Source organism: Demequina oxidasica, from assembly GCF_000975115.1.
GTDB classification, from domain to species: Bacteria; Actinomycetota; Actinomycetes; order Actinomycetales; family Demequinaceae; genus Demequina; species Demequina oxidasica.
In genome coordinates this window covers 573,331-594,866 of the sequence record NZ_BBRE01000001.1, presented here as the reverse complement: position 1 = coordinate 594,866, position 21,536 = coordinate 573,331, and the positions used below count along the sequence as shown (strand labels likewise).

Sequence of the window (21,536 nt, the reverse complement as noted above, 5' to 3'; positions counted from 1 at the left end):
ACCGTGGCGTTGCCTACACTGTCAGCATGATTCGCTCGATTGCCGCCGCCGTCTGCGCACTGCTCTGCGCAGTCGGACTGTCCGCCTGCTCATCGTCGCGCGACCCTGGCACGATCGAGGTGCCGGGGGACTACGCCACAGTTCAAGACGCGGTTGATGACGCGGTACCCGGCGACCTCATCCTGATTTCGCCTGGCACGTACACCGAGGAGATCTCGGTGGATGTCGATGACGTGACGGTGCGGGGGCTTCACCGCAACGAGGTGATCTTTGATGGCGGCGACGACCTGCGCTCGGCGTTCATCGTGACCGGTGACGGCGTGAGCATTGAGAACCTGACAGTGCACTCGTACCGCCACAACGGGGTCATTTTCACCGGCACCGGGGAGCTCGGGCACTTTGAGGACGACTACCGGGACCCCCCGGAGACCGATGACGACGGCACGGTTCCTCACCTCGAACGCTTCCACGTGGACTACGTCACTAGCTACAACAACGGCCTGTATGGCATCTACGCCTTCCAAAGCCGTAACGGCGTGATCGAAAACGTGTACGCCAGCGGTCACCCAGATTCCGGTCTGTATGTGGGCCAATGCGACCCGTGCAATACCGTGATCGACGGCGTCACCATGGAGAACAACGCGATCGGGTACTACGGCACCAACGCGTCGGGCAAGGTCTACGTAGTCAACTCGACGTTCCGTGGCAACCGCCTGGGTCTCACCCCCAACTCGCAGACGCAGGAACTCCTCAGCCCGCAGCGAGAGACCTTCGTCGTGGGCAACGTGATTGAGGACAACGACAACGAGGACACCCCGCCCATCTCGCGCGGCTTCTTTGGTGGGGGCATCGCGATTGGCGGCGGCATCGCGAACTATGTCGCACGCAACCTCGTGACCGGACACGACGTGTTCGGCATTGGCGTGGTGGGGTTCAATCCGTTTGACCCCGAGGGCAACGTCATCGAGGGCAACGTGCTCCGCGACAACGGGACGGATCTAATCTATGGGCCATCGTCCGCCGTGACGACTAGCGCAGGCAATTGCTTCCAGGACAATGACTTCACCACGTCGCTTCCCGAGGACATCGAGACGCTCATGCCGTGTGACGGCCAGGAACACACCCTTGAAGAGGTGGACCTCCGCTATCCGCGTGACCCCGCGGGAGTGGACTACCGGGCCATGGATGCGCCACCGGCGCAGACCACCATGCCGGGAGATCTGACGGTCGCGCCCGCTCGGTTGCCCGCGGAGCCCACGTTCCCCGATCTAGATGCCATCACGGTGCCGTCCGCGTGAAGTCAATGATGCGCGCCGGCGCGCTTGCCGTGGTGGCTGCGCTCGCACTCGCGGCGTGCTCCCCCGCGGACGAGGGGCCGCGTCCCGTGACCAACGACGAGGCGGACCGCATCGCGGACACGTTCTTTGAGAACTACGATGCGGGCGGCGCGAGTTTTGTGGTGCGCGCGGTGATGCCCGATGGCCAGAGCATTACCCTGGACGGCGACGTCGACTTAGTGGGAGGCGCGGGACGCGCGCTCGTGCAGGCCGATGGCGACCTTGCCGGGGTTGATGAGGTTGCCTGGTTGGGCGACTCGGTGCTGGTGAACTACCCGGACCTGCCCGATGCCGCGGCGGCCTTTGGCCGCGACGCGCAGCCCTGGGTGGGACGCCCGGCGGACCCCGCGACCTACGAGCTTGACTCGCTCATCGCGGTGGTTACGGCTCTGGCTGCACCTCAACGCGAGAACTCGCTCCTGATCCAGCAGAATGGCGTGCAGTGGCTGCGCACCGACGACTCCACCGGCATCGAGGCTGACGTGTTTCAGTACGGCGACGCCACGCGTGTCTGGCTCGAGGCTGACGGTACGGTGATGGTGCGTTTTGAGGGCAATAACTCCGATGGCACTCGCCCGGTGGTCGTGGAGCTAGCCGACCAGGGACCGCGAGACATCGTTCTGCCGGCCGCCACGGAAGTGACTCCCATCCAAGACATAACGGACATCCTCATAACGATTGAGTAAAGGAAGTGGCCTAGGTCACACTTTCACTAGGGATTGATCCTGCTACTCGGATACATTTCACTCGGTTCTTACGAATGCTGAGGGAGTGTTGTGAACTTTTCTGGTCTGTTGTCGCGCGCCTATATGGTCCGTCCCGTTGTTGCCGGCGCCTTGGTGCTGTTGCTCGCTAGTTTTGGGTTGACGTTGGTCGCAGTCCCCGCATCGGCGGCTGCGTCCCAACTGACGGGCACGGTGTTCAACGACTATGACCACGATGGTGTCAAGGATGCCGAGGACGTGGGCGTCGGCAGCGTCAAGATCTACGCGTACGACGACGCGGGGACCTCGTACTCCGCGACCACCGCCGCTAACGGTACCTACACAATCGCGACCGGTAGCGCTGCCGGCCCCCTACGAGTTGAGATGGCCGTCCCCTCCGGCTACGAATCCTCACGCATCGGCACCAACAACAAGACCTCAGTCCAGATTGTGCCCCTCGCGGGCGACAGCTCCGCCTCGGGGGTCGACTTCGCTGTCGAACAGCCTGGCGACTACTGCCAGAACAACCCCACACTTTGCACCACGGTGTTTCCCTGGGCGGTGTCCGACGCCAACAAGTCGTACCTCAACAACACGGGCCTGCTGAGCTTTAGCTACAGCCAGGCGGAGAGCTACGCCAACGCCAGCAACGCGAATACCACTCTGACCAGGGGCGACAATACTGGCGCGCTGTACGGCATCGCTTCGGACCCGGTGACCGGGGACGTGTTCACCTCGTCGTATCTGCGCCGCAAGGCTCCATTCCTGACGGACAACGGCGTCGCGACCATTTACCGCCAGAGCGGTTCGACATTCTCGACTCTCGTCAATCTCAACACCTTGTTCTCGAACAGTCCCGGCGGAGCGAACCCGCACCCCAAGTCGAGCACCACCTGGATCAACGACTCTGCCACGGCAGATCTGATCGGTAAGCGTGGCCTCGGTGACCTCGAGGCTTCTCACGACGGCCGCCTGCTCTACGTGGTGGGACTCAACGACCGCAAGGTCTACCAGGTGCCCACCACCAAGACGTCCGCGCTGGTCGCAAGTGACATCAAGTCCTTCGCTGTTCCGACTACGGTCGCCGGCTGCGCCGCGGCGGATGTCCGTCCCTTTGGTTTAGGGATGAGCCCCGGCGGAGTGCTACACGTGGGCGCCGTGTGTTCCGGCGAGTCTGAGACGTTCAACGACGCCGCGAACGACAAGCTCAGGTACTACGTGTGGACCCTTGACCCCGCCGGAAACTCAGGCGCAGGGGCATGGACCATGGTTCTCAACGCGGATGTCGACAACGAACAGCAGATTCGCCGCAATGACGAAGTGAACATCAGGGACAACCGTAGCCAGGACATCGACCGCTGGAACGCGTGGCACTTCGAACAGGCGTGGGCCGACTCGGATCGCAAGACCTCGCCGACCAACAACAACCAGGGGCGCGAGATTCAGCCCCAGCCGATGCTCTCAGACATCGAGTTCGATGGCGCGAACCTCATCCTGGGTATCCGTGACCGGTATGGCGACCAGGTTCCTGGCAACGGCAAGTTGGAAGCCTCGAACCCGTACCCCCGTGGCCTCGGCGACACGCTCCAGGCGTGCGCGGTGAGCGGCGGAGGCTTCGTCATCGAGGGAGCCGCGGGCTGTTCGCACTCCGGGACCGAGTACTTCAACGGAGACGACGCCTCCGACAGCTGGGAAGAGGGCGCCATGGGCGCACTCGTGAACCTGCCTCTCAAGGCCGGCGTATTGTCCACGTCCTACGACCCGCGCGGTTACACCAGCAACGCCGCAGCGGCTCAGGTCAACAACCGCTACGACGAGAACGGTGTCATCAACCTCAAGAAGAGCGACAACGGTGGGCAGTTGGGCTCCTATGCTGTCTACAACAACTCTGGAAAGATCAATCCTGCGAGCGCCGACCCGAACCTGGCCACCAACCCACAAACGTACTGGGGCAAAGCCAACGGACTCGGAGACCTCGAGGCGCTGTGCGACTCCGCACCCCTGGAAGTAGGAAATCTGGTCTGGCGCGACCTTAACGGCAACGGCATTCAGGACCCGAGCGAGGCTGGGATTTCCGGCGTCACGGTTCAGCTTGTCAACTCGTCCAACGCTGTCGTGGGCACCGCGATTACCGACGGCGCCGGTGCGTACCGCTTCACCACCGACACGACGCAGGCCAACGCGTCTTCTTCGGACAGCATCGGCGGCGGCCTCAAGTTCCGCGAGGGGTTCACCGTACGGGTCGGCAAGTCAGCTGACTACCAAAGCGGCGGAAAGCTCTTTGACCTGGTGCCTACCAAGAAGGACGTGGCGCTCGCCTCGAACGCATACCCGGGTCAGTCGAATGCTATTGACTCCGACGCCACGGTCTCCGGAACCGGCGTGCTCGGCTCGGGGTGGTTCCCGGGCATCAGCATCTCCGCGGCGGATACTAATCCCGGCGAGAACGACCACACCCTCGACACCGGGTTTGTGCGGTACGTGCCGGTGGACCTGGCGTTGACGAAGAAGTACAAGACGATGACTGGCTCATACGTCGCAGGCAACGCCGCCGTGACGTTTGACGTCACCGTGATCAACCAGACCTCGCAGGCCATCAAGCCGGTGCGTGTGGTGGACTATATCGACACCGATTCATTCACGCCGCTTACCGAGGCGCAGTCCACGAGCCTCGCCTTCAGCGGCACCACAAGCTCCTCGACGGTTGATTGGGTAGTGACGGGCAATGGCTCTGCCGCCGTTCCGTCGATTACTATTCCGGAGCTGGCTGCCAGCGAGAGCGTCACGTTCTCGATCACCTTGCAGGTCGCCGCGGGGGTGACCGCCGCCGACTCGCCGTTGGTCAACAACAGCGAGATCAGCTACTACGACACCGACGGCAATCCCGCCAACGGTGATTCCACTTCTGGCCTTGTCTATGACGTCGACTCGATCGCGGATTCCGCGTTGGGTAACGACGGCGCCGTCGAGGACGATGAGACGGCTGGCAAGCACTTCACCAACACGGGGGTCGCCTCTGTTGTCAACACGTCCGGAGTACTGGACGAGGACGACCACGATGTTGCGTCCGTGCCGCTCTACGACCTCGCATTGAGCAAGAGCCTCGCGGATCCCAATGACGTGGTTGGCGCCCCGTATCCCGACCAGGTGCCGTTCGTGATTACCGTCACCAACGAGGGAGAAAATCAGGCGTACGAGATCGTGGTCGAGGATCTTCCCGGTGCCGAGATGACGATCGACACGGCAGCCACGGGATCGCTCTACCCCGCGACCATCGCGTCTGATGCCTCAAATGACCGCGAAGTAGCCTTCGACGGCGCCGATCAGTTCACCATCGATACCTTGGAGTCAGGCGAGTCGGTCGAATTCACTGTGCTGATCGACATCACCCCCGCCACCCTGACTACCTGGGTTAACCAGGCGCACATTTGGGCATTCGACAATGACGCTGACGGCGACAACACGCCGCCGGCGTACGTGCAGGACGTCGACTCCACCCCGAACAACCTCGACCGCGACCCCTTCGTGAAGTACGAGGACGACGAGGATGATGCCGAGATCGGCACCCGTCCGCTCGCCATTGGATCCACGCTGTTCCTGGACACGGACGGCGACAACGAAGCCGATGACGTGGCAGGCGAGGGCATCCTGGTTGAACTTCTCGACGCGGCGGATGAGGATGCTGTAATCGGCAGCACCGAGACCGACAGCAACGGCGACTACTGGTTCACGAACGTCAAGCCAGGAACCTACAAAGTGGGGGTTCCTGCAGACCAGAGTTCGGCTTCGGAGCCCTCAGCTCTTGCTGGCTACGCCTCAGTTCCGGGCGCAAGTACCAACCCGAGCGCTACCAACACTGAGATCTCTGAGTCTGGCTCGGACGCCGCGAACGATGACGGTGTGCGAGACATCGCGAATGGCTGGACTGCCGTGACCAAGTCCTTTGCCATGAGTTACGAGGGCCACGCGGGCTCGTCGGATTCCGACCTTCTCGTGGTTCCCACCTGGGGCGACCCTGCGGCGCAGTACTCTGACGAGCAAGCGAATCTCAACATTGACTTTGTCTTCACCGCCGTGCCGACTTATCGCGTGGGCAACCTGGTGTGGGAAGACCTCGACAATGACGGTGTCAAGGATGCCAGCGAAGACGGCATCGACGACGTCACGGTAGACCTGCGCCGGGCATCCGACGACTCCCTCGTGGCGTCAACTTCCACCGATGACGGCGCCTATGTTTTTGAGGGTCTCGACGCGGGCGAGTACTACGTCGAGATCCCGGCGAGTCAGTTCGATGATGCGGCTGTGCTCGAGGGGCTGCGCGCCTCCACCGGCGCGGGCTTCGAGTCGGACGCGGACTCTGACGGTGACAACAATGCAAACGGCCTCCAGGCCGCCGCGGGCGCGAAGACGGTCACCAACACGTTCACACTGGGTGCGGACGATGACATTTTCGACGCCTCTGAGCCCACAGACGAGACGGATTCCGATAGTTGGGCGCATGGCGACGCGCGCTCCAATCTGAGCATCGACCTGGGCTTCTATCAGCCGCTTCGCTTAGGTTCGCTGGTCTGGCTCGACAACGGTCGCGTTGACTCCTCAACGTTTGACTGGGCCAACGAGGACAACGGGTTGGCCGAAGACGGCGAGTTCGGTATCGACGACGTTGACGTCAACCTGTGGCGTGACGTGGATGGCGACGGCGTGTTTGAGCCTGCAGGAGACGACTCGACGGGTGAGGTCGGGACCGTGACCTCCAACGAGGACGGCACCTACGTGTTCGACGGGCTGGACGCCGGGCAGTACTTTGTTCGGGTTGACATGGATCAGGACGGACTCGATGGGCTACGCCCGTCGACCGCTACGCGAGCGGCGACTGCCGAGACCGACGATGACGACAATGACGGTGCCTTGAGCAGCGGTTACTCCGTCTCTGGCCCGATCGTGCTGAACTACGGCACCGAACCCACGGACGAAGCCGGTGACTTTGGCGCTGGTGACTCTGAGGCTCTCGCCACGGCTGTCACTGGAGTCGCTAAGTTGGACTACAACTCGCAGCTTGAGGTCGACTTTGGTTTCTCGCCGGTGCCCGGCTACCGCATTGGAAACCTGGTGTGGTCAGACTTCAACAATGATGGCGCCGCCGACTCGGGTGAGCCGGGGATCCCCGGCGTCACTGTTCAATTGCAGACGCTCTCGGGTGCTGCGGTTGTCGACCTCGATGGCGATGCCGTCACCGCAGTGGTGACGGACCAGGACGGCCACTATGTGTTCGATAACCTTCCCGCTGGGACCTACCGGGCGGTGATCTCTAAGGCAGGCGCGAACGCAGCCGTCCTCGGGGGTGCCGTGACAACGGACGATGCTACTGCCGGCGAGCCCAGTGTCGATAACGACAACAACGGCTCGGTATTGACTAGCCCGGCCGGTTGGACCTCCGGCGCGATTGTGGTGGGAGACGGTGACGACGACCACTCCGAGCTCACAGGTGAGACCCTGCGAGACGGCGTCGCGACGCTCGACGAGGACGGAGTCCTGCGCGACGACCGCTCTAACTTGTCGGTCGACTTTGGTTTCTATTACGGACTCCGCCTGGGCAACCTCGTGTTCCGCGACCAGGACGGCAACGCCACGGCGGTGGCCTCCACCGACGATGACGCTGATTTCGACTCCGCAGCTGGCGAAGTGCCGCTGTCCGGCCTCACCGTTCAGCTTTTCGCAGACAACGGCGACGGCGTGTTCGATGCATCCTCCGATGCTCAGGTGACCATTGATCAGTCCGGTGCCAGCATCGGCGCCGTGCAGACTGATGCGACGGGAAACTACCTGTTCGAACACCTCCGCGCAGCCAAGTACTTTGTGGTGATTCCGTCCGGTGGAGCCAACGCATCGTGGTCAGGTCCCGCGCTATCCTCCACTGGCACCGATCTGACTGACAACGGCGATCACGGCACCTCGGCCACCGAATACGTCGCAGTAAGCAACCTCGTCACACTCGCGGTGGGCGCTCAGCCCACTGGGGAGCAGGATGATGACAAGGCGGACTTGGCCGAGGAGCTCGCCAATGCCGGATCGTCGCACGAATTCGCCGACAACAACTCGAACCTCACCGTAGATCTGGGTCTTGTTGAGGTGCCCGTCTACCGAATTGGCAACAAGGTTTGGTACGACCGCGATGACGATGGCAAGTTCACCGCCGAGGAGGCGGGCATCGCGGGCGTTGTCGTTGAGCTACGCAATACGCTCGGGTCGACGATCGACGCTACGGTGACCGATGCAGATGGCTACTACTCATTCGAGAACCTCGTCGCTGGTGGCTACCGCGTCTACATCAACCTGGATCAGCAGGCGTCATTTGACGCGGCAGATACCGACGGGTGGATCACGACGGCAGAGGGTGACCTGTTCGATGCGGACGCTCTGGCCAACCTGCGCTCATCCTCGGTGGACGTCTACAGCACGGACGTGCAGGACGGCGACAACGACGACAATGGAATCGCCACCAATGCGACCGTGTTGAGTGCCGAGATTGCCCTGGGTGGTGCCGTGCGCGCTGGAGCGAGCGAGCCCACCGACGAAACGACGGTACTTGAGGGAGCCGACGAGGAGTCAGATGGGGACTGGGCCAATGGCTCAGACGCGCATTCCAACTTCTCAGTCGACTTTGGCTTCTCGCCGCTCATGCGCGTGGGTTCCACACTGTGGCTCGACAACGGCAACGGTGATCCCTCGCTTGCGGAGAACGGCGTCATGAATGACGACGAGCCGGTACTGGCAGGTGTGAGAGTTCAGCTGCTGGATGGCCTCGGTGACGTGGCGCAGACCACCACGACTGACGCGAACGGACATTACCTATTCGAGGGCGTCGCCCCGGGTGCCTACTCGGTGGCAGTGCCTAGCTCGCAGCCCAGCGGTTCCGAGGTCGACGGCCGCAAGGTCACGCCCGTGCAGGTCTCAACCGCCAAGTCGGACGGCGTCAACGATGGTGCTGTGGCGACGGGATTCATCGCGGTGAGCGCGAAGTTCACGCTGTCCTTGACTGCCGATGCCGCACTTGCCTCCGACGGCGAGGGCCAGGGAGTGGATAGCTTCGACGAGTCCGATGCGAACGCGCTGGGATCCTTCGATGTCGCGGACGCCTTGTCTGACCTCACAGTGGACTTCGGTTTCGTGGACGCGACGGTCTATCGCGTAGGCAACATGGTCTATGTGGACGCCAACAACAACGGCGCCCTTGACCTCAGCGAACTAGGGATCGCGGGCGTACGAGTAGAGCTTTACTCCGCCACGGATGGGTTTGTGAAATTCACCACGACAAGCGCCACGGGGCACTACTACTTTGATGGTCTTGTTGCGGGTGACTACTACGTAGTGATCCCCGACGCGACCTTCGGAGTCGGTACCAACGACGTGCTTGACGACTATTTTGCGTCGACCACGGTGATCGCCGATCCTGACGCCACTTTGGACGACGACAACCTGAACGTCGGTGTCGAGACCGGAGGCCCGGTAGCAGGAGCAGCAGTACGCAGCGGTGTCTTCACGCTCGGTAGTTCAAGCGATGAATATGCTTCCGCCGAGCCTGAGGGTGAAACGGATACCAACGCCGCTGACCAGACGCTGGGTTCGGCCGAGTCCGCAGCTGACGCCGCAGGCGCAACGTATGCCGATGGTCGATCAGATCTGACGGTGGACTTCGCCTTCTACCCGGCGCTCCGCCTGGGTTCCAAGGTGTTCCTTGACAACGGCATCGATGACGGCGAAATCGACGCCTCGCTAGAGGATGACGGTAAGCTGAACGGCGACGAGGCAGGCATTGCCAACGTGACGGTGCAGCTCTTCCAGGACGTCACGGCCAATGGGCTCGACGCCAGCGACCCGCTCGTCACGTCGACGGTCACGAACGCGATCGGTGACTACTACTTCACGAGTTTGCGTGACGACGTGACGTACATCGTGGTGGTGGCCAACGCGCCGACGGCTACGCGCAACTCGACGCCCACATTCTCATCGGGCACTGTCGATAACCGCGATACGGCGGCTGAGGGCACATATGGCGTGCTGTCGTATGCAGCAGTAGCGACCAGCGTGACCATGTCTGCGGGCGGTATGGCGACTGCGGAGGCGGCAGGCGAGGAAGCCCTCGCTGACTCCGCCGATGCATCGGGCATCGACATCGCTGATAACAACTCCTTCCTACTCGCGGATGTTGGCTTCTCGCCGGTGCCGACCTACGAACTCGGAAACCGCGTCTGGTGGGACGACAACGACAACGGTGTGTTCGACTCGGCTGATGAGTCCGGCATCGCCGGCATCACCGTCGAACTCCGTGACGGATCGGGCGCAGCGGTGAGCGATAGCTCCGGCCCCATCACGGCGGTGACCGACTCGGATGGCGAGTATCGCTTTGCGGATCTTGTCGCGGGCGACTACCGCGTGTTTGTCGCGAGCGGGGAGCTTCCCGCGGATATTCGTCCGGGTGGGGCAAGCGTGGCTAGCCCCAACGACGATGTCGACTCCGACAACAACGCGGTGGCGAATGCGGGTCTCGGAGGCTTTGCTACCGGCGTCGTCACGCTCGGTGGCGCAGCGGGTCCCGCGGACCACAACGAGCCAGTAGATGAGGATGAGGGCGACGAGCCTGGGACCGACATTCGCGATGACAGGTCCAATCTCTCGGTCGACCTGGGCTTCACCACGGGTCTGCGCATCGGTAACGTCGTCTGGCTCGACGAGGGCGCTGGCGACCACGAGAACAACGGCCTCTTCGACGCTGACGAAGCCGGAATCGTTGGATTACGTGTGGAATTGTGGCGCGACGCTGACGCGGACGACGTGTTCAGCACGGCGGAGGACACCTTCGTGGCCTTCACTACCACGGGCGCCGAGGGCACCTATTACTTCAGCAACCTCGAGGACGGCGACACATACTTTGTGGCGATCGAGGAAGTTCCCGATTATGACGGCAACCCCGTCAAGCCTTCGGATCCCCGTAGCCCCGGTGCTGCGCCGCTGAGCGTCGACAACGACAACGACGGCGCCACGCTTGGCTCCTACCTGTCGGTATCCAAGGCGCTGAAGCCCGCCACAGGCGAGGCACTACTCGACGAGGCGGACGTGATCGGCGTCGAGGATGGCACCGCGGAGGTCGCTGCGGATGCTGTGACCGGACGCGTGCCTGACGCCAACTCCTACCTGTCGGTGGACTTTGGCTTCATGAATGTGCCGCTGTACCGCATCGGCAACCTGGTCTGGAAGGACTGGAACAACAACGGAATCGCCGAGGCAGGCGAGGACGGAATCGAGGGCGTGCTGGTTCAGTTGCTCGATGACACAGGCGCCGTGATTGCAGAGACCGTCACCGACGAGGACGGCGGTTACGTGTTTACCAACCTTGCTGCGGGATCGTATTCAGTCTTCATCCCGGCTAATCAAGTCGATACCGGCGTCTCCGGCGCCCAGGTTGTCGTCCCCGGCGCACTGTCTGGCTTCTATGCCACGACAGTGAGCGTTGCGGACGCGAACAATGAGAACAACAACGATTCCAACGCGATTGTGGCGTTCGACCCGTCCAACCCGACCACGCAGATTGGCTGGCGTTCCAGCCAGTTCACCGTGGGCGAGCGGGGTGATGACGAGCCCACTGGCGAGGAGTCGCGTACAGACGACGACACCGTAGAGGACAACGGGCAGGCCACCTTCCGAATCGATGACGACCGCTCCGACTTCACGGTTGACTTCGGCTTCTACTCGGCATCGGTCGGCAACCAGATCTGGATCGAGCGCGACAACGTGGGCGTCTACGACGTTGGCGTCGACGTTCCCGTAGTGGGTGTGTCGGTGCAACTCATCGAGCGCTCGTCGGGCGCAGTGGTGCAGACCACCACCACTGACGCTGACGGTCTCTACCTGTTCACGGGGCTGATCGATGGCACTGAGTATCGTGTCAAGCTCCCCGCATCGAACTTTGCGAGCGGCGGCGTGCTCGAAGGCGCCTATGGTGCGTCGGGCGAGTACCCGACGTACGACGCCGATGGTCGTGACCGTGGCGAGGATGCTCCAGCATTTGCTGACATCTACGGCGCATGGTTTACCACCGACGCTGGCAGTTTCCCCACCGGCGAAGGTTCCGAGGGGAACCCTGTCAACGACGATGTGCGGCCGGACACTAACAGTCATCTGTACTTTGACTTCGCGTTCTACTCCGTCGAGGTGGGCGGTGTCCTGGGTTACGACGAGGACAACAGTGGCCACCTTGAGGCCGATGAGACTCGCCGCTACGCGGGTGTGACGTTGCGCCTGTACAACGCCGATGGTTCGCCGGTGATCGATGCGGAAGGTAGCCCACGCGTTGCGACATCGGCGGCCGACGGTAGCTACCTGTTCACTGGCCTGCCAAACGGGGACTACTACATCGAGATCCCGGCTAGCTACTTCGCGATTGGTGACATCCTGCAGTACACGGTGTCGTCCACGTGGCCGACGCTCGCCGCGGCTCCCGGAAACCGGGAGGGTTCCACGGCCTTCGATCCTGATGACGACGAGACGGTCCTGGACGACAACGGCTATCCGGTGTCTGGGGACCCGTACTCCAAGGGCGCCGTCCGTTCACTCGTCTTTACCCTCGGAGCGGACACCGAGCCCACCACCGATCCCGAGTCGCGCACCGGTCAGTCGCAGGACTTCTCGAATATGTCGATCGACTTCCTCGTATTCGAGATACCACCGGGCGAGCGCGAGCTTCTGCCGGGAGACATCGTCGCTCAGTGTGTGGGAGACATCCCGTGGCTCAACTACTCGTTGCAGCTTCCGGAAGGTTTCACCACCCAGGATGCCGCCCCGCTGACCATTACGTTCAAGCACCCGACGGATCCGTCGCAGAACCACATGATCGAGAACCAGCCGCTTTCGGGAGAAATCCTGTGGCCGGGCGCATCGGCCACCGAGCCGCTGCAGTGGCCTGGCTGGGAGCAGTTGGCCGATGGTTCGTATGTCGAGACGGATGGCAACTACGCCTGGACCCGCGAAGGTGTCGAGGTGCTGTTCAAGGTCAACCCCGAGTACACGGTGACTTTGCAATACCCGCCAGCCACGCCCGAGTGCGCGACGAGTCCCCAGAACTCGCCGCCCACGGAGGAGCCACCGGCGCCTGCGCCGGATCCTTCCGTCACGCCGGATCCGGACCCCACGCCTGCAGCGAGTATCACGCCAGCCCCTGAGCCGACTCCGGTACCGACCTCGGTCCCCGAGCTGTCAGGGACGGGAGCGGACTCGGGCCTGCAGATCGCGGCCGCACTTGGCCTCGCCGGGCTTGGTGCGCTGATGCTGTTGATGGCCGCTCGCCGTAGGCGCTACTAGTACAACCTGAGGCACGTGGGGCCCTACCAACTGGTGGGGCCCCACGTGTGTGCTGAAGCGCCGTTGCGCAACGGAGACGTCCCAGGGCGTTTGTGGGCCGTCGACGTTGTTACCCTGTGAACATCGTTGCGATGATGCGCGGAGGGCGAGGTGGCACTTGGAGTCGAGTACCCAACTGAACGCGCTCGCTGCGCGCGCCTCCGACAGCGCAGGCGCCCAGGTTAGCGAGATCCTTCCCGATGCTCGCCAGGTTGAGGTTGACCGCGCACTCGGCGCAGTTGATTCCGGCCACGGCAGCATCGTCTGGAATGGCGAGTACGGAATGGGTCGCTCCACACTTCTCGATGCAATTTGCGAGCGTATCCGCCGCCGTGGTGACGGTCGCGAGGTGGTGCTCGCGAGGTTGACCGTGGAGGGTCGGGCGACGGCACGCGGTGGCGCTCACGGCTCGATCGGTGACCTGGTCGCGTTCCAGACGGAGGGGCCTGACGGGGTTCCGCGAGATGGGATTGCACGCACGTTGACCCAAATGCTCTCGGGTTTTGATCCTGGCGACGGCGCGACTAGTTCTGTGACCCTGCAGTCACTAGTAAGCGACCACACGCTGGTGCTGGTGGTCGATGACCTCGAAGAGTGTGCGCCCGTAGTTCTGGAGCGGCTGCTGCTGATCTTGCGTAGCGAATCGCTGCGAATAGTCCTCCTCGCGACATCGATGTGCTCGCCCTTTGGACAGCGGCCACCTCATGACGTCGACCTGCGGCAGTTGCCGCCGCTCACGACCGAGGCTGCCCTTCTGGTGCTGGCTAGCGCAGGTTGCCTGCCGGTCGCGCCTCACGTGGCAAGGCGGTTGGTGGACAGGCTGAACGGCAATCCGGCGTGTCTTATCCAAACTGCCCGCGTCTTGACGAGCGAGCAGTTGGCGGGGACGTCCTTGTTGCCGGATCCGCTGCCCGTCGTTCCTGCGGTGCGGGGTGCACTCGGGCCCCAGGTCCAGGGGCTGACGGCGCGCGACAGGGGAGTGCTACTCGCGGCCGCTGTCGCGGTGGTGGATCGACTCGACATTCTCACCTCCGCCACTGGAGTGTCCATCGTGGCGCTCACCCAAGGCAAGTTGGCGGAACAACTGGACCCCATCGCCGGGCGTTTTGCCTTTGCTGACCCGCGCATGCGAGCTCTCATCCACGGCGATGCGAGCCTTGCCGAGCGTACTACCGCACACGTCGCGCTCGCTAAGACCCACCGTGAGGCGGGAGACCGAGAGATCGCCGCCTGGCACACGGCACTCGCCACGCTGGTGGGCGATTCCGCCGTGGTCGCCGATTTACTGAACTTGGCGCATCGTCACCTCATCAGAGGAGACACGGAGTGGGCACACGCCGTGGCCCGTGAGGCTGTGGGACACGCCACGGGCGACGAGCGGTTGCGAGCTTGCGAGTTGTCGGGGCTGGCGGCCGTGTTGAGCGGTCACGTACACGATGCGGCGCACTGGCTACCTCATGCTGCCCGGAGCGGCGACCTCACGGCCAGAGCTCGAACGTTGCTGGGGCTCGCCGTGACGCTGACACTCACTGAAGGTCGAGTGCCCGACGATCTACTTGAGCGCACGCGCGCCGAGGCGGCGCGACTGGACGGCCAGAGTGAAGCGGATCAACGTGTGGCGACCGATGTGGCTCGTGGCCTCACGGTGGCCGCTTGCCTACATTTTGAACGCGGGAACATTGACGCTGCCCAGGATCGCATGGCCGAGGCGAGCGGTCTAGTAGGTGTTGCCGAACTCTGCGCACATGAGGGGACGTCGCTGGCTCGGGCATGGCTCGCGATGTATTCGAACGAGTTCGCCGCGGAGGTCGACCTTCCCGAGCACGCAAGACTCGTAGACGACGAGGCCCTGGGCGCAGTGGCTCGCGCCGTGACACTGATGCACAGGGACGAGAGTTCCGCAGCGGCTCGTGTACTTGCGAGCGCGGTTGCGGAGCTCACGCAGTTGCGACACGGTGGTCGATGGTTCGACGGCCCTGACCGCGCGGTGTCACCGCTGGTAGAAGCTCATCTTCGTGTGGTTCAGGCGCTCGTGGAGATGCGCGCGGGTGATATTTCCCGAGCCGCGACGACGCTCCGCGACGCCGCGGCAAGTTTGCCCGTGGGGATGGTTTTCGCGGGTCTCGGCGTCACCCTGAGTCGCAGACTCGATACCGTACGCGACGGACGCATCGGCGCTACCTCCGCCGCACTCGCCGCGTCGTCGCCATGTGCGGCAGGGGCCCCGATGCGGCTAGGGATGCTCGTGGACCGGGCGCTCGCCGCGTCGTTCCGTGAAGAGCATGTCCAGGCGGCTACGTTGCTCGAGCTTGCTGCAGAGCGCGAGACGCGCGAGCGTGGCGTCGTGATGGCGGTCCCCGGACTCGACGCCGTTGAGACCTGGTCGATGGCCGGCCGTCCTGACGAGGCTCGACGTGCATTGGAGCGACTTCAGCTTACCTTGACGGCACTCTCGCCGGCCGTGCGTGACGCGGCGCTTGCCCGGGCCCGCCTGGCGCTTGCAACCCGGGCGGATGTGGCTCAATTGGCTTCGTCGGCGACGCTGGCTGGCCGTCAACTGGAGTCCGCATATGAACGCGGCAAGGTGGAGCTCAGCATCGGGCGGGCGATGGCCCGCCTCGATATTCGCGAGTCCGCCTTGGCTCATCTGATGGCGGCGCAGGACCTGTTTGAGGAGTCAGGAGCGCAGGCGTGGGTAGCGCTCGTGGGGCTAGAGGGAGAGCGGGCGGGGCGCGGTGCGTCGGCCCGAACCTCTGGCGGACAGGGTCCGGCGCCGCGAACTGCCGCGGCGTCCGTTCCCCAGAACGAGTACGGCACTTTGCCGCCCGAAGCCCAGCCACTTGGTCACGAGGACTGGGCTGCGGAACTCACCGAACGCGAGCTTGAAGTAGCGCTTCTGGTGGCGCAGGGCCTAGCAAATCGGGAGGTAGCCACCCGCCTCTTTTGTTCGGTCAGAACGGTCGAAGTGCACCTGGGGCGGGTGTATCGCAAGCTCGATCTGCGGTCGCGTTTCGAGCTTGTTGTGCTCGCGCACTCCCCCGACACGGGCCACTAGTCACACTCGCATCGTTTCGTACGTATTTCCACGTACGTGCAGTATGTGAGGAAACCTAACAATGTGGTGAATGCGCATAGCGCTGGCGTGACCTCTGTCCTTATTTTGGTTCTACGGCTGAGGGCCCGAACCATCCGCACAACGTTGTCGCGGTAAGGAAGAGAAGGTAGCCACCATGCACCTGCCCACCCATCAACCGCCAGCAGTTCGCCGCCCCAGCAGGGGTATCGCGGCGACTGTTATGGCTAGCCTCTTAGGGGCCACACTGACGGCGGTGGCCGTCACAGCTAGCGCCACCGGCGCGACTGCCGCCACCCAAGAATGCGAACCCGCTTGGTCTGCGGGCACCACTTATGTGGGCGGCAACCTCGCTTCCTACGACGGCGAGAATTACCGCGCCTCGTGGTGGACGCTCGGCGACACGCCCGGTACCGCTCAGTGGGGCCCGTGGAAGTCGCAAGGGGACTGCGGCGGCGTCGTGCCAGACCCGGATCCTTCCGTAACTCCCGATCCTGAGCCGTCTGTTACTCCCGACCCTGAGCCCTCGGTGACGCCTGACCCCGAGCCCTCGGTCACTCCGGATCCTGATCCAGAACCCTCCGTGACGCCGGACCCGGAGCCCTCCGTCACTCCCGACCCCGATCCCAACGCCAACCCCGATGAGCAGTGCCGCCCCGACGGCATGGCGCAGACTCCAGGCATCGACACCCCCTACTGCGACGTGTACGACACCGACGGCCGCGAGATCCTGCCGAACAGCCTGGACCGTCGCGTGATCGGCTACTTCACCAACTGGAGGACCGGTAAGAACGGTGCCCCTCAGTACCTCGCGAGTGACATCCCGTGGAACAAGCTGTCCCACATCAACTATGCGTTTGCGCACGTGGGCCCGGACAACAAGGTCTCGGTGAATGCCAACGTGGCCGGCAACTCGTCGACCGACATGACGTGGCCGGGCACTCCCGGCGCGGAAATGGACCCGTCGCTGCCGTATACCGGTCACTTCAACCTGCTGGCCAAGTACAAGAAGGACAACCCCGGGGTTAAGGTCCTTCCCGCCGTGGGAGGCTGGGCTGAGACAGGCGGCTACTTCGACGGCAACGGCGATCGCGTCGCATCGGGCGGCTTCTACACGATGACGGAATCGCAGGCCAAGATCGACACGTTCGCTGACTCCGCGGTTGACTTCATTCGCCAGTACGGGTTCGACGGCGTGGATATCGACTACGAATACCCCACATCGAACAACCAGGCTGGTAACCCCGACGACTTCGCCTTCTCTGACGCGAAGCGTGGAGAGTTGTTCGAAGGCTACGTGGCACTCATGAAGACTCTTCGCGAGAAGCTCGACAAGGCTGGCGCCGAGGATGGCGAGTACTACATGCTCACCACCGCAACGCCCTCATCCGGCTGGCTCCTGCGCGGCATGGAGGTCTTCCAGATCACCGAGTACGCGGACTACGTCAACATGATGACGTATGACCTGCACGGCGCCTGGAACAAGTTCGTCGGCGGCAATGCTGCGCTCTACGACGACGGCAAGGACGCCGAGCTCGCCGCAGGCGGCGTCTACACGGGCTACAAGGGAATCGGCTACCTCAACGCCGACTGGGCCTCGCACTACTTCCGTGGCGCTATGCAGGGTGGCCGCATCAACCTGGGCGTTCCGTTCTACACTCGCGGTTTCCAGGGCGTGACCGGCGGTACCAACGGCATGGGAGGCACAGCGGCAGCACCCGCCGGCTTCAACTGCCCGGCAGGAACCAACGGTAAGTGTGGCTGGGGTGCCGAGGGCATCGACAACCTTTGGTATGACACGGACCCGCAGGGCAATGCGGTTCCCGCCGGTGTCAACCCCATCTGGCACGCGCTCAACCTCGAGAACGACATCGTGGGTGACTACGCCGAGGCGTACAACGTCCCCACCACCATCGTGGGCGACTACGAGCACCACTTTGACCCGGTCACCAAGAACGAGTGGTGGTGGAACCCCCAGACCAAGGTGTTCCTGTCCGGCGACTCGACCGACGCCATCACGGCCAAGGCCGACTACGTCAACGACACCGGTCTCGGTGGCCTCATGATCTGGGAGCTCGCAGGCGACTACGACTTCAACCAGACCAAGGGCCAGTACGAAATGGGCGAAACCCTCGTGGATCTCATGCACGACAAGTTCACGAGCTCCACGCCTTACGGCGCGACCAAGGCAAACGCCGACCGGCCGATGCCGTCGCAGGCTCTGGACGTCAGCATCGACTACACGGAGTTCGCCCTGGGAGACAACAACTACCCCATCTCTCCCAAGGTCGTCTTCAGCAACAACGGCTCGGCGGACATCCCGGCAGGCTCGACCATTTCGTTCCAGTACGGCACCACCGACACCGGCGAGATGAGCGACTGGAGCGGCTACGGCACCAAGGTCACCAAGAGGGGTCATACGGGAAACAACGTGGGCGGCCTCGATGGCGACTTCCACACCGTGGCCTTCACTGTTCCGACCGGCGGCATCCCCGCTGGTGGGTCCATCACGAACCAACTCAAGTGGGCACTGCCGGTTGCGCAGTTCTCCAATGTGATCGTCACGGTTGACGGCACCGAGTACGCCACTACCTACGATCACCCCCGCGGCGTGACCGTGGTCAATGCCTCGACCGGAGGAGGCGACACCGGAGGCGGAGATGGTGACGGTGATGGCGGCGACGGCGGTGACCCCGGCGCGTGCACCTCAGCAGGCTGGGACAGCGCCGCTGTCTACAACGGCGGAGCCAAGGTGAGCCACAGCGGTCACGAGTGGACCGCGCGCTTCTGGACGCAGAACAACGAGCCGAGCATCGCGGACCCCTGGGGCCCGTGGGCAGACGCCGGTAGCTGCTGATTGAGTGGGCGGGGCGCCGATGCCCGGCGTCCCGCCACCTCGTTCAACTTCCGGACAAAACCAAGTCCGGGACGCGCTCGCGGCGGCACCTGCTCCGAGCGCCCCATGCACCATCAATTACGTAGTACTCCACCCGCAGTACCCCAAAAACCTATGCATGATCAGGTACTCAACACTCAGAGAAGAGGAAGAGACATGACCTCACCAAAGAGGACAAGTCGACTCGGCCCATGGGGCCGCGTTGGTTCCGTCGTCGCGTCGCTCGCGCTCATTGGCACCGCAGCCACTGCAGCGTCAGCTGCGACACCAGCTCCCGCAGCGGTTCCTACGGCGACGCAGCAGACCGCGGACTCCACGAACATCAATGGATTCCGTAACGTCGCCTATTTCACCCAGTGGGGTGTGTACGGCCGTGACTACAAGCTCAAGCAGCTGCAGGACTCGGGCACCATCAAGGACATCACCCACATCAACTACTCGTTCGGAAATATCCACCACCAGACGGGCAAGTGCTTCATCGCCAACAAGGCGCAAGGGACCGGACCTAACGGTTCGGATGGGGCAGGCGACGCCTGGGCCGACTTTGGCATGGGTTACACCACCGCCAACTCGGTCAACGGAACTGCCGACAAGTGGGACCAGCCGCTCGCGGGTTCGTTCAACCAGCTCAAGCAAATCAAGGAGCTCAACCCCAACGTCAAGGCCGTGATCTCGCTCGGCGGTTGGACGTGGTCAAAGAACTTCTCCACGGTCGCGTCGACTGACGCGAAGCGCAAGGCGTTTGTCTCCTCGTGCATTGACCTGTACATCAAGGGCAACCTTCCCAAGATCGACGGCAAGGGTGGCCCTGGCGCCGCCGCCGGCGTGTTCGACGGCATCGACCTCGACTGGGAGTGGCCAGGATCGCCCAATGGGCTCGAGGGCAACGTCGTAGACGCCGTCAACGACAAGGAGAACTTCCGCCTCCTAATCCAGGAATTCCGCGACCAGCTGGACGCTTACGGCAGCACGCAAAACAAGCACTATGTGCTGTCCGCCTTCCTGCCCGCCAACCCCGCGGATATCGCGTCCGGCGGCTGGAACGACCCCCGCATCTTCGAGGACCTCGACTACGGCAACGTGCAGGGCTATGACCTCCACGGCGCGTGGGACCCGACGCTGACCGGTCACCAGGGCAACCTGTACGACGACCCGGCAGACACGCGACCCGCCACCAAGAAGTTCTCGGTCGACAAGGCCGTCAAGGAGTACATCAACGCGGGCATCGCGCCCGAGCAGTTGGGGCTGGGCATGGCCATGTACGGCCGAGGCTGGAAGGGCGCAACAAGCGCCGACGCTTGGACTACCGCCAACGGGGCGGGTCCTGGCACTTGGGAGGCCGGCAACGAGGATTACGACAAGCTCAAGAACCTCGGTACCAGTTACTACGACGCCAGCATCGGAGCCTCATGGCGCTACAACGGCGACCAGTGGTGGAGCCTCGATGACCCCAAGTCGGTCGCGATCAAGGCTGACTACATCCGCGAGAAGGGCCTTGGCGGCGCCATGTGGTGGGAGCTCTCGGGCGACCGCAACGGTGTGCTGACTACCGCGCTCATGGACAAGCTGGGCACCGGAGCATCGGGCCCCATCGATGGTGGGCCCATCGTTACGCCTACCCCGACCCCGGACCCGACGGTGACCCCCGATCCCGACCCGACCGTAACGCCGGACCCGGATCCCACCGTCACTCCCGACCCCGACCCGACTGACCCGCCTACCACCTGCACCATTAGCCCGTGGGTGTCCGCTACTGCCTACAACGGTGGAGCGCAGGTCCTCTACAGCGGCAACGTTTACGAGGCAAAGTGGTGGACGCAGGGCGACCAGCCCGGCGCGGCCCAGTGGGGACCGTGGAAGCTCGTAGACGCCTGTGGCGACCCGATCCCGGACCCGGATCCCACGGTCACTCCTGACCCCGACCCGACGGTGACGCCGGACCCGGATCCCACGGACCCGCCTCACCAGTGCGCGTCCGCATGGTCCGCGTCGGCCATCTACGTGGGAGGAGCCACCGCAACCTACGGCGGCCACACCTACGAGGCAAAGTGGTGGACGCAGGGCGACCAGCCCGGCGCTGCTCAGTGGGGACCGTGGAAGGACCTCGGCGCTTGCTAACTCGCACCACAGCG

6 protein-coding genes are annotated in these 21,536 nt (G+C 63.5%); all 6 read left to right on the top strand.

What is annotated here, in order from left to right; translation table 11 throughout:
* The first annotated feature begins 26 nt into the window (after positions 1-26).
* The 6 genes from AOP77_RS02670 to AOP77_RS02645 all read left to right on the top strand — a co-directional run bounded on the left by AOP77_RS02670 (position 27) and on the right by AOP77_RS02645 (position 21,522).
* Entirely contained in the window at positions 27-1,298 is a 1,272-nt protein-coding gene (locus tag AOP77_RS02670; protein ID WP_062209022.1) for a right-handed parallel beta-helix repeat-containing protein, read from the top strand.
* Positions 1,295-2,023, top strand: coding sequence for a hypothetical protein (locus tag AOP77_RS02665; protein ID WP_152649742.1), 729 nt, complete (start codon positions 1,295-1,297; stop codon positions 2,021-2,023). The genes AOP77_RS02670 and AOP77_RS02665 overlap by 4 nt, the downstream gene beginning before the upstream one ends.
* A 90-nt stretch (positions 2,024-2,113) precedes the next feature.
* A complete protein-coding gene (locus tag AOP77_RS02660; RefSeq protein ID WP_062209017.1) occupies positions 2,114-13,396 on the top strand; it encodes an SdrD B-like domain-containing protein in 11,283 nt (3,760 codons plus the stop codon).
* A 157-nt stretch (positions 13,397-13,553) separates the two neighbouring features.
* Positions 13,554-16,490 carry a helix-turn-helix domain-containing protein gene (locus AOP77_RS02655; protein WP_062209015.1) on the top strand — a complete coding sequence of 979 codons (2,937 nt, stop codon included), beginning with the start codon at positions 13,554-13,556 and terminating at the stop codon, positions 16,488-16,490.
* 274 nt (positions 16,491-16,764) lie between these two features.
* On the top strand, positions 16,765-19,365 hold the full coding sequence (locus AOP77_RS02650) for a glycosyl hydrolase family 18 protein (protein ID WP_201774083.1): 2,601 nt from the start codon (positions 16,765-16,767) through the stop codon (positions 19,363-19,365).
* Between the two features lie 195 nt (positions 19,366-19,560).
* Positions 19,561-21,522 (top strand): glycosyl hydrolase family 18 protein, encoded by a 1,962-nt coding sequence (locus AOP77_RS02645; RefSeq protein WP_084622198.1) that lies wholly within the window; start codon positions 19,561-19,563, stop codon positions 21,520-21,522.
* Positions 21,523-21,536: the final 14 nt, after the last annotated feature.

What these genes read in the sequence shown, in the direction of transcription:
- AOP77_RS02645 (WP_084622198.1), top strand. Translation starts at nt 19,561, where the DNA reads ATGACCTCACCAAAGAGGACAAGTCGACTCGGCCCATGGGGCCGCGTT.
- AOP77_RS02670 (WP_062209022.1), top strand. Translation starts at nt 27, where the DNA reads ATGATTCGCTCGATTGCCGCCGCCGTCTGCGCACTGCTCTGCGCAGTC.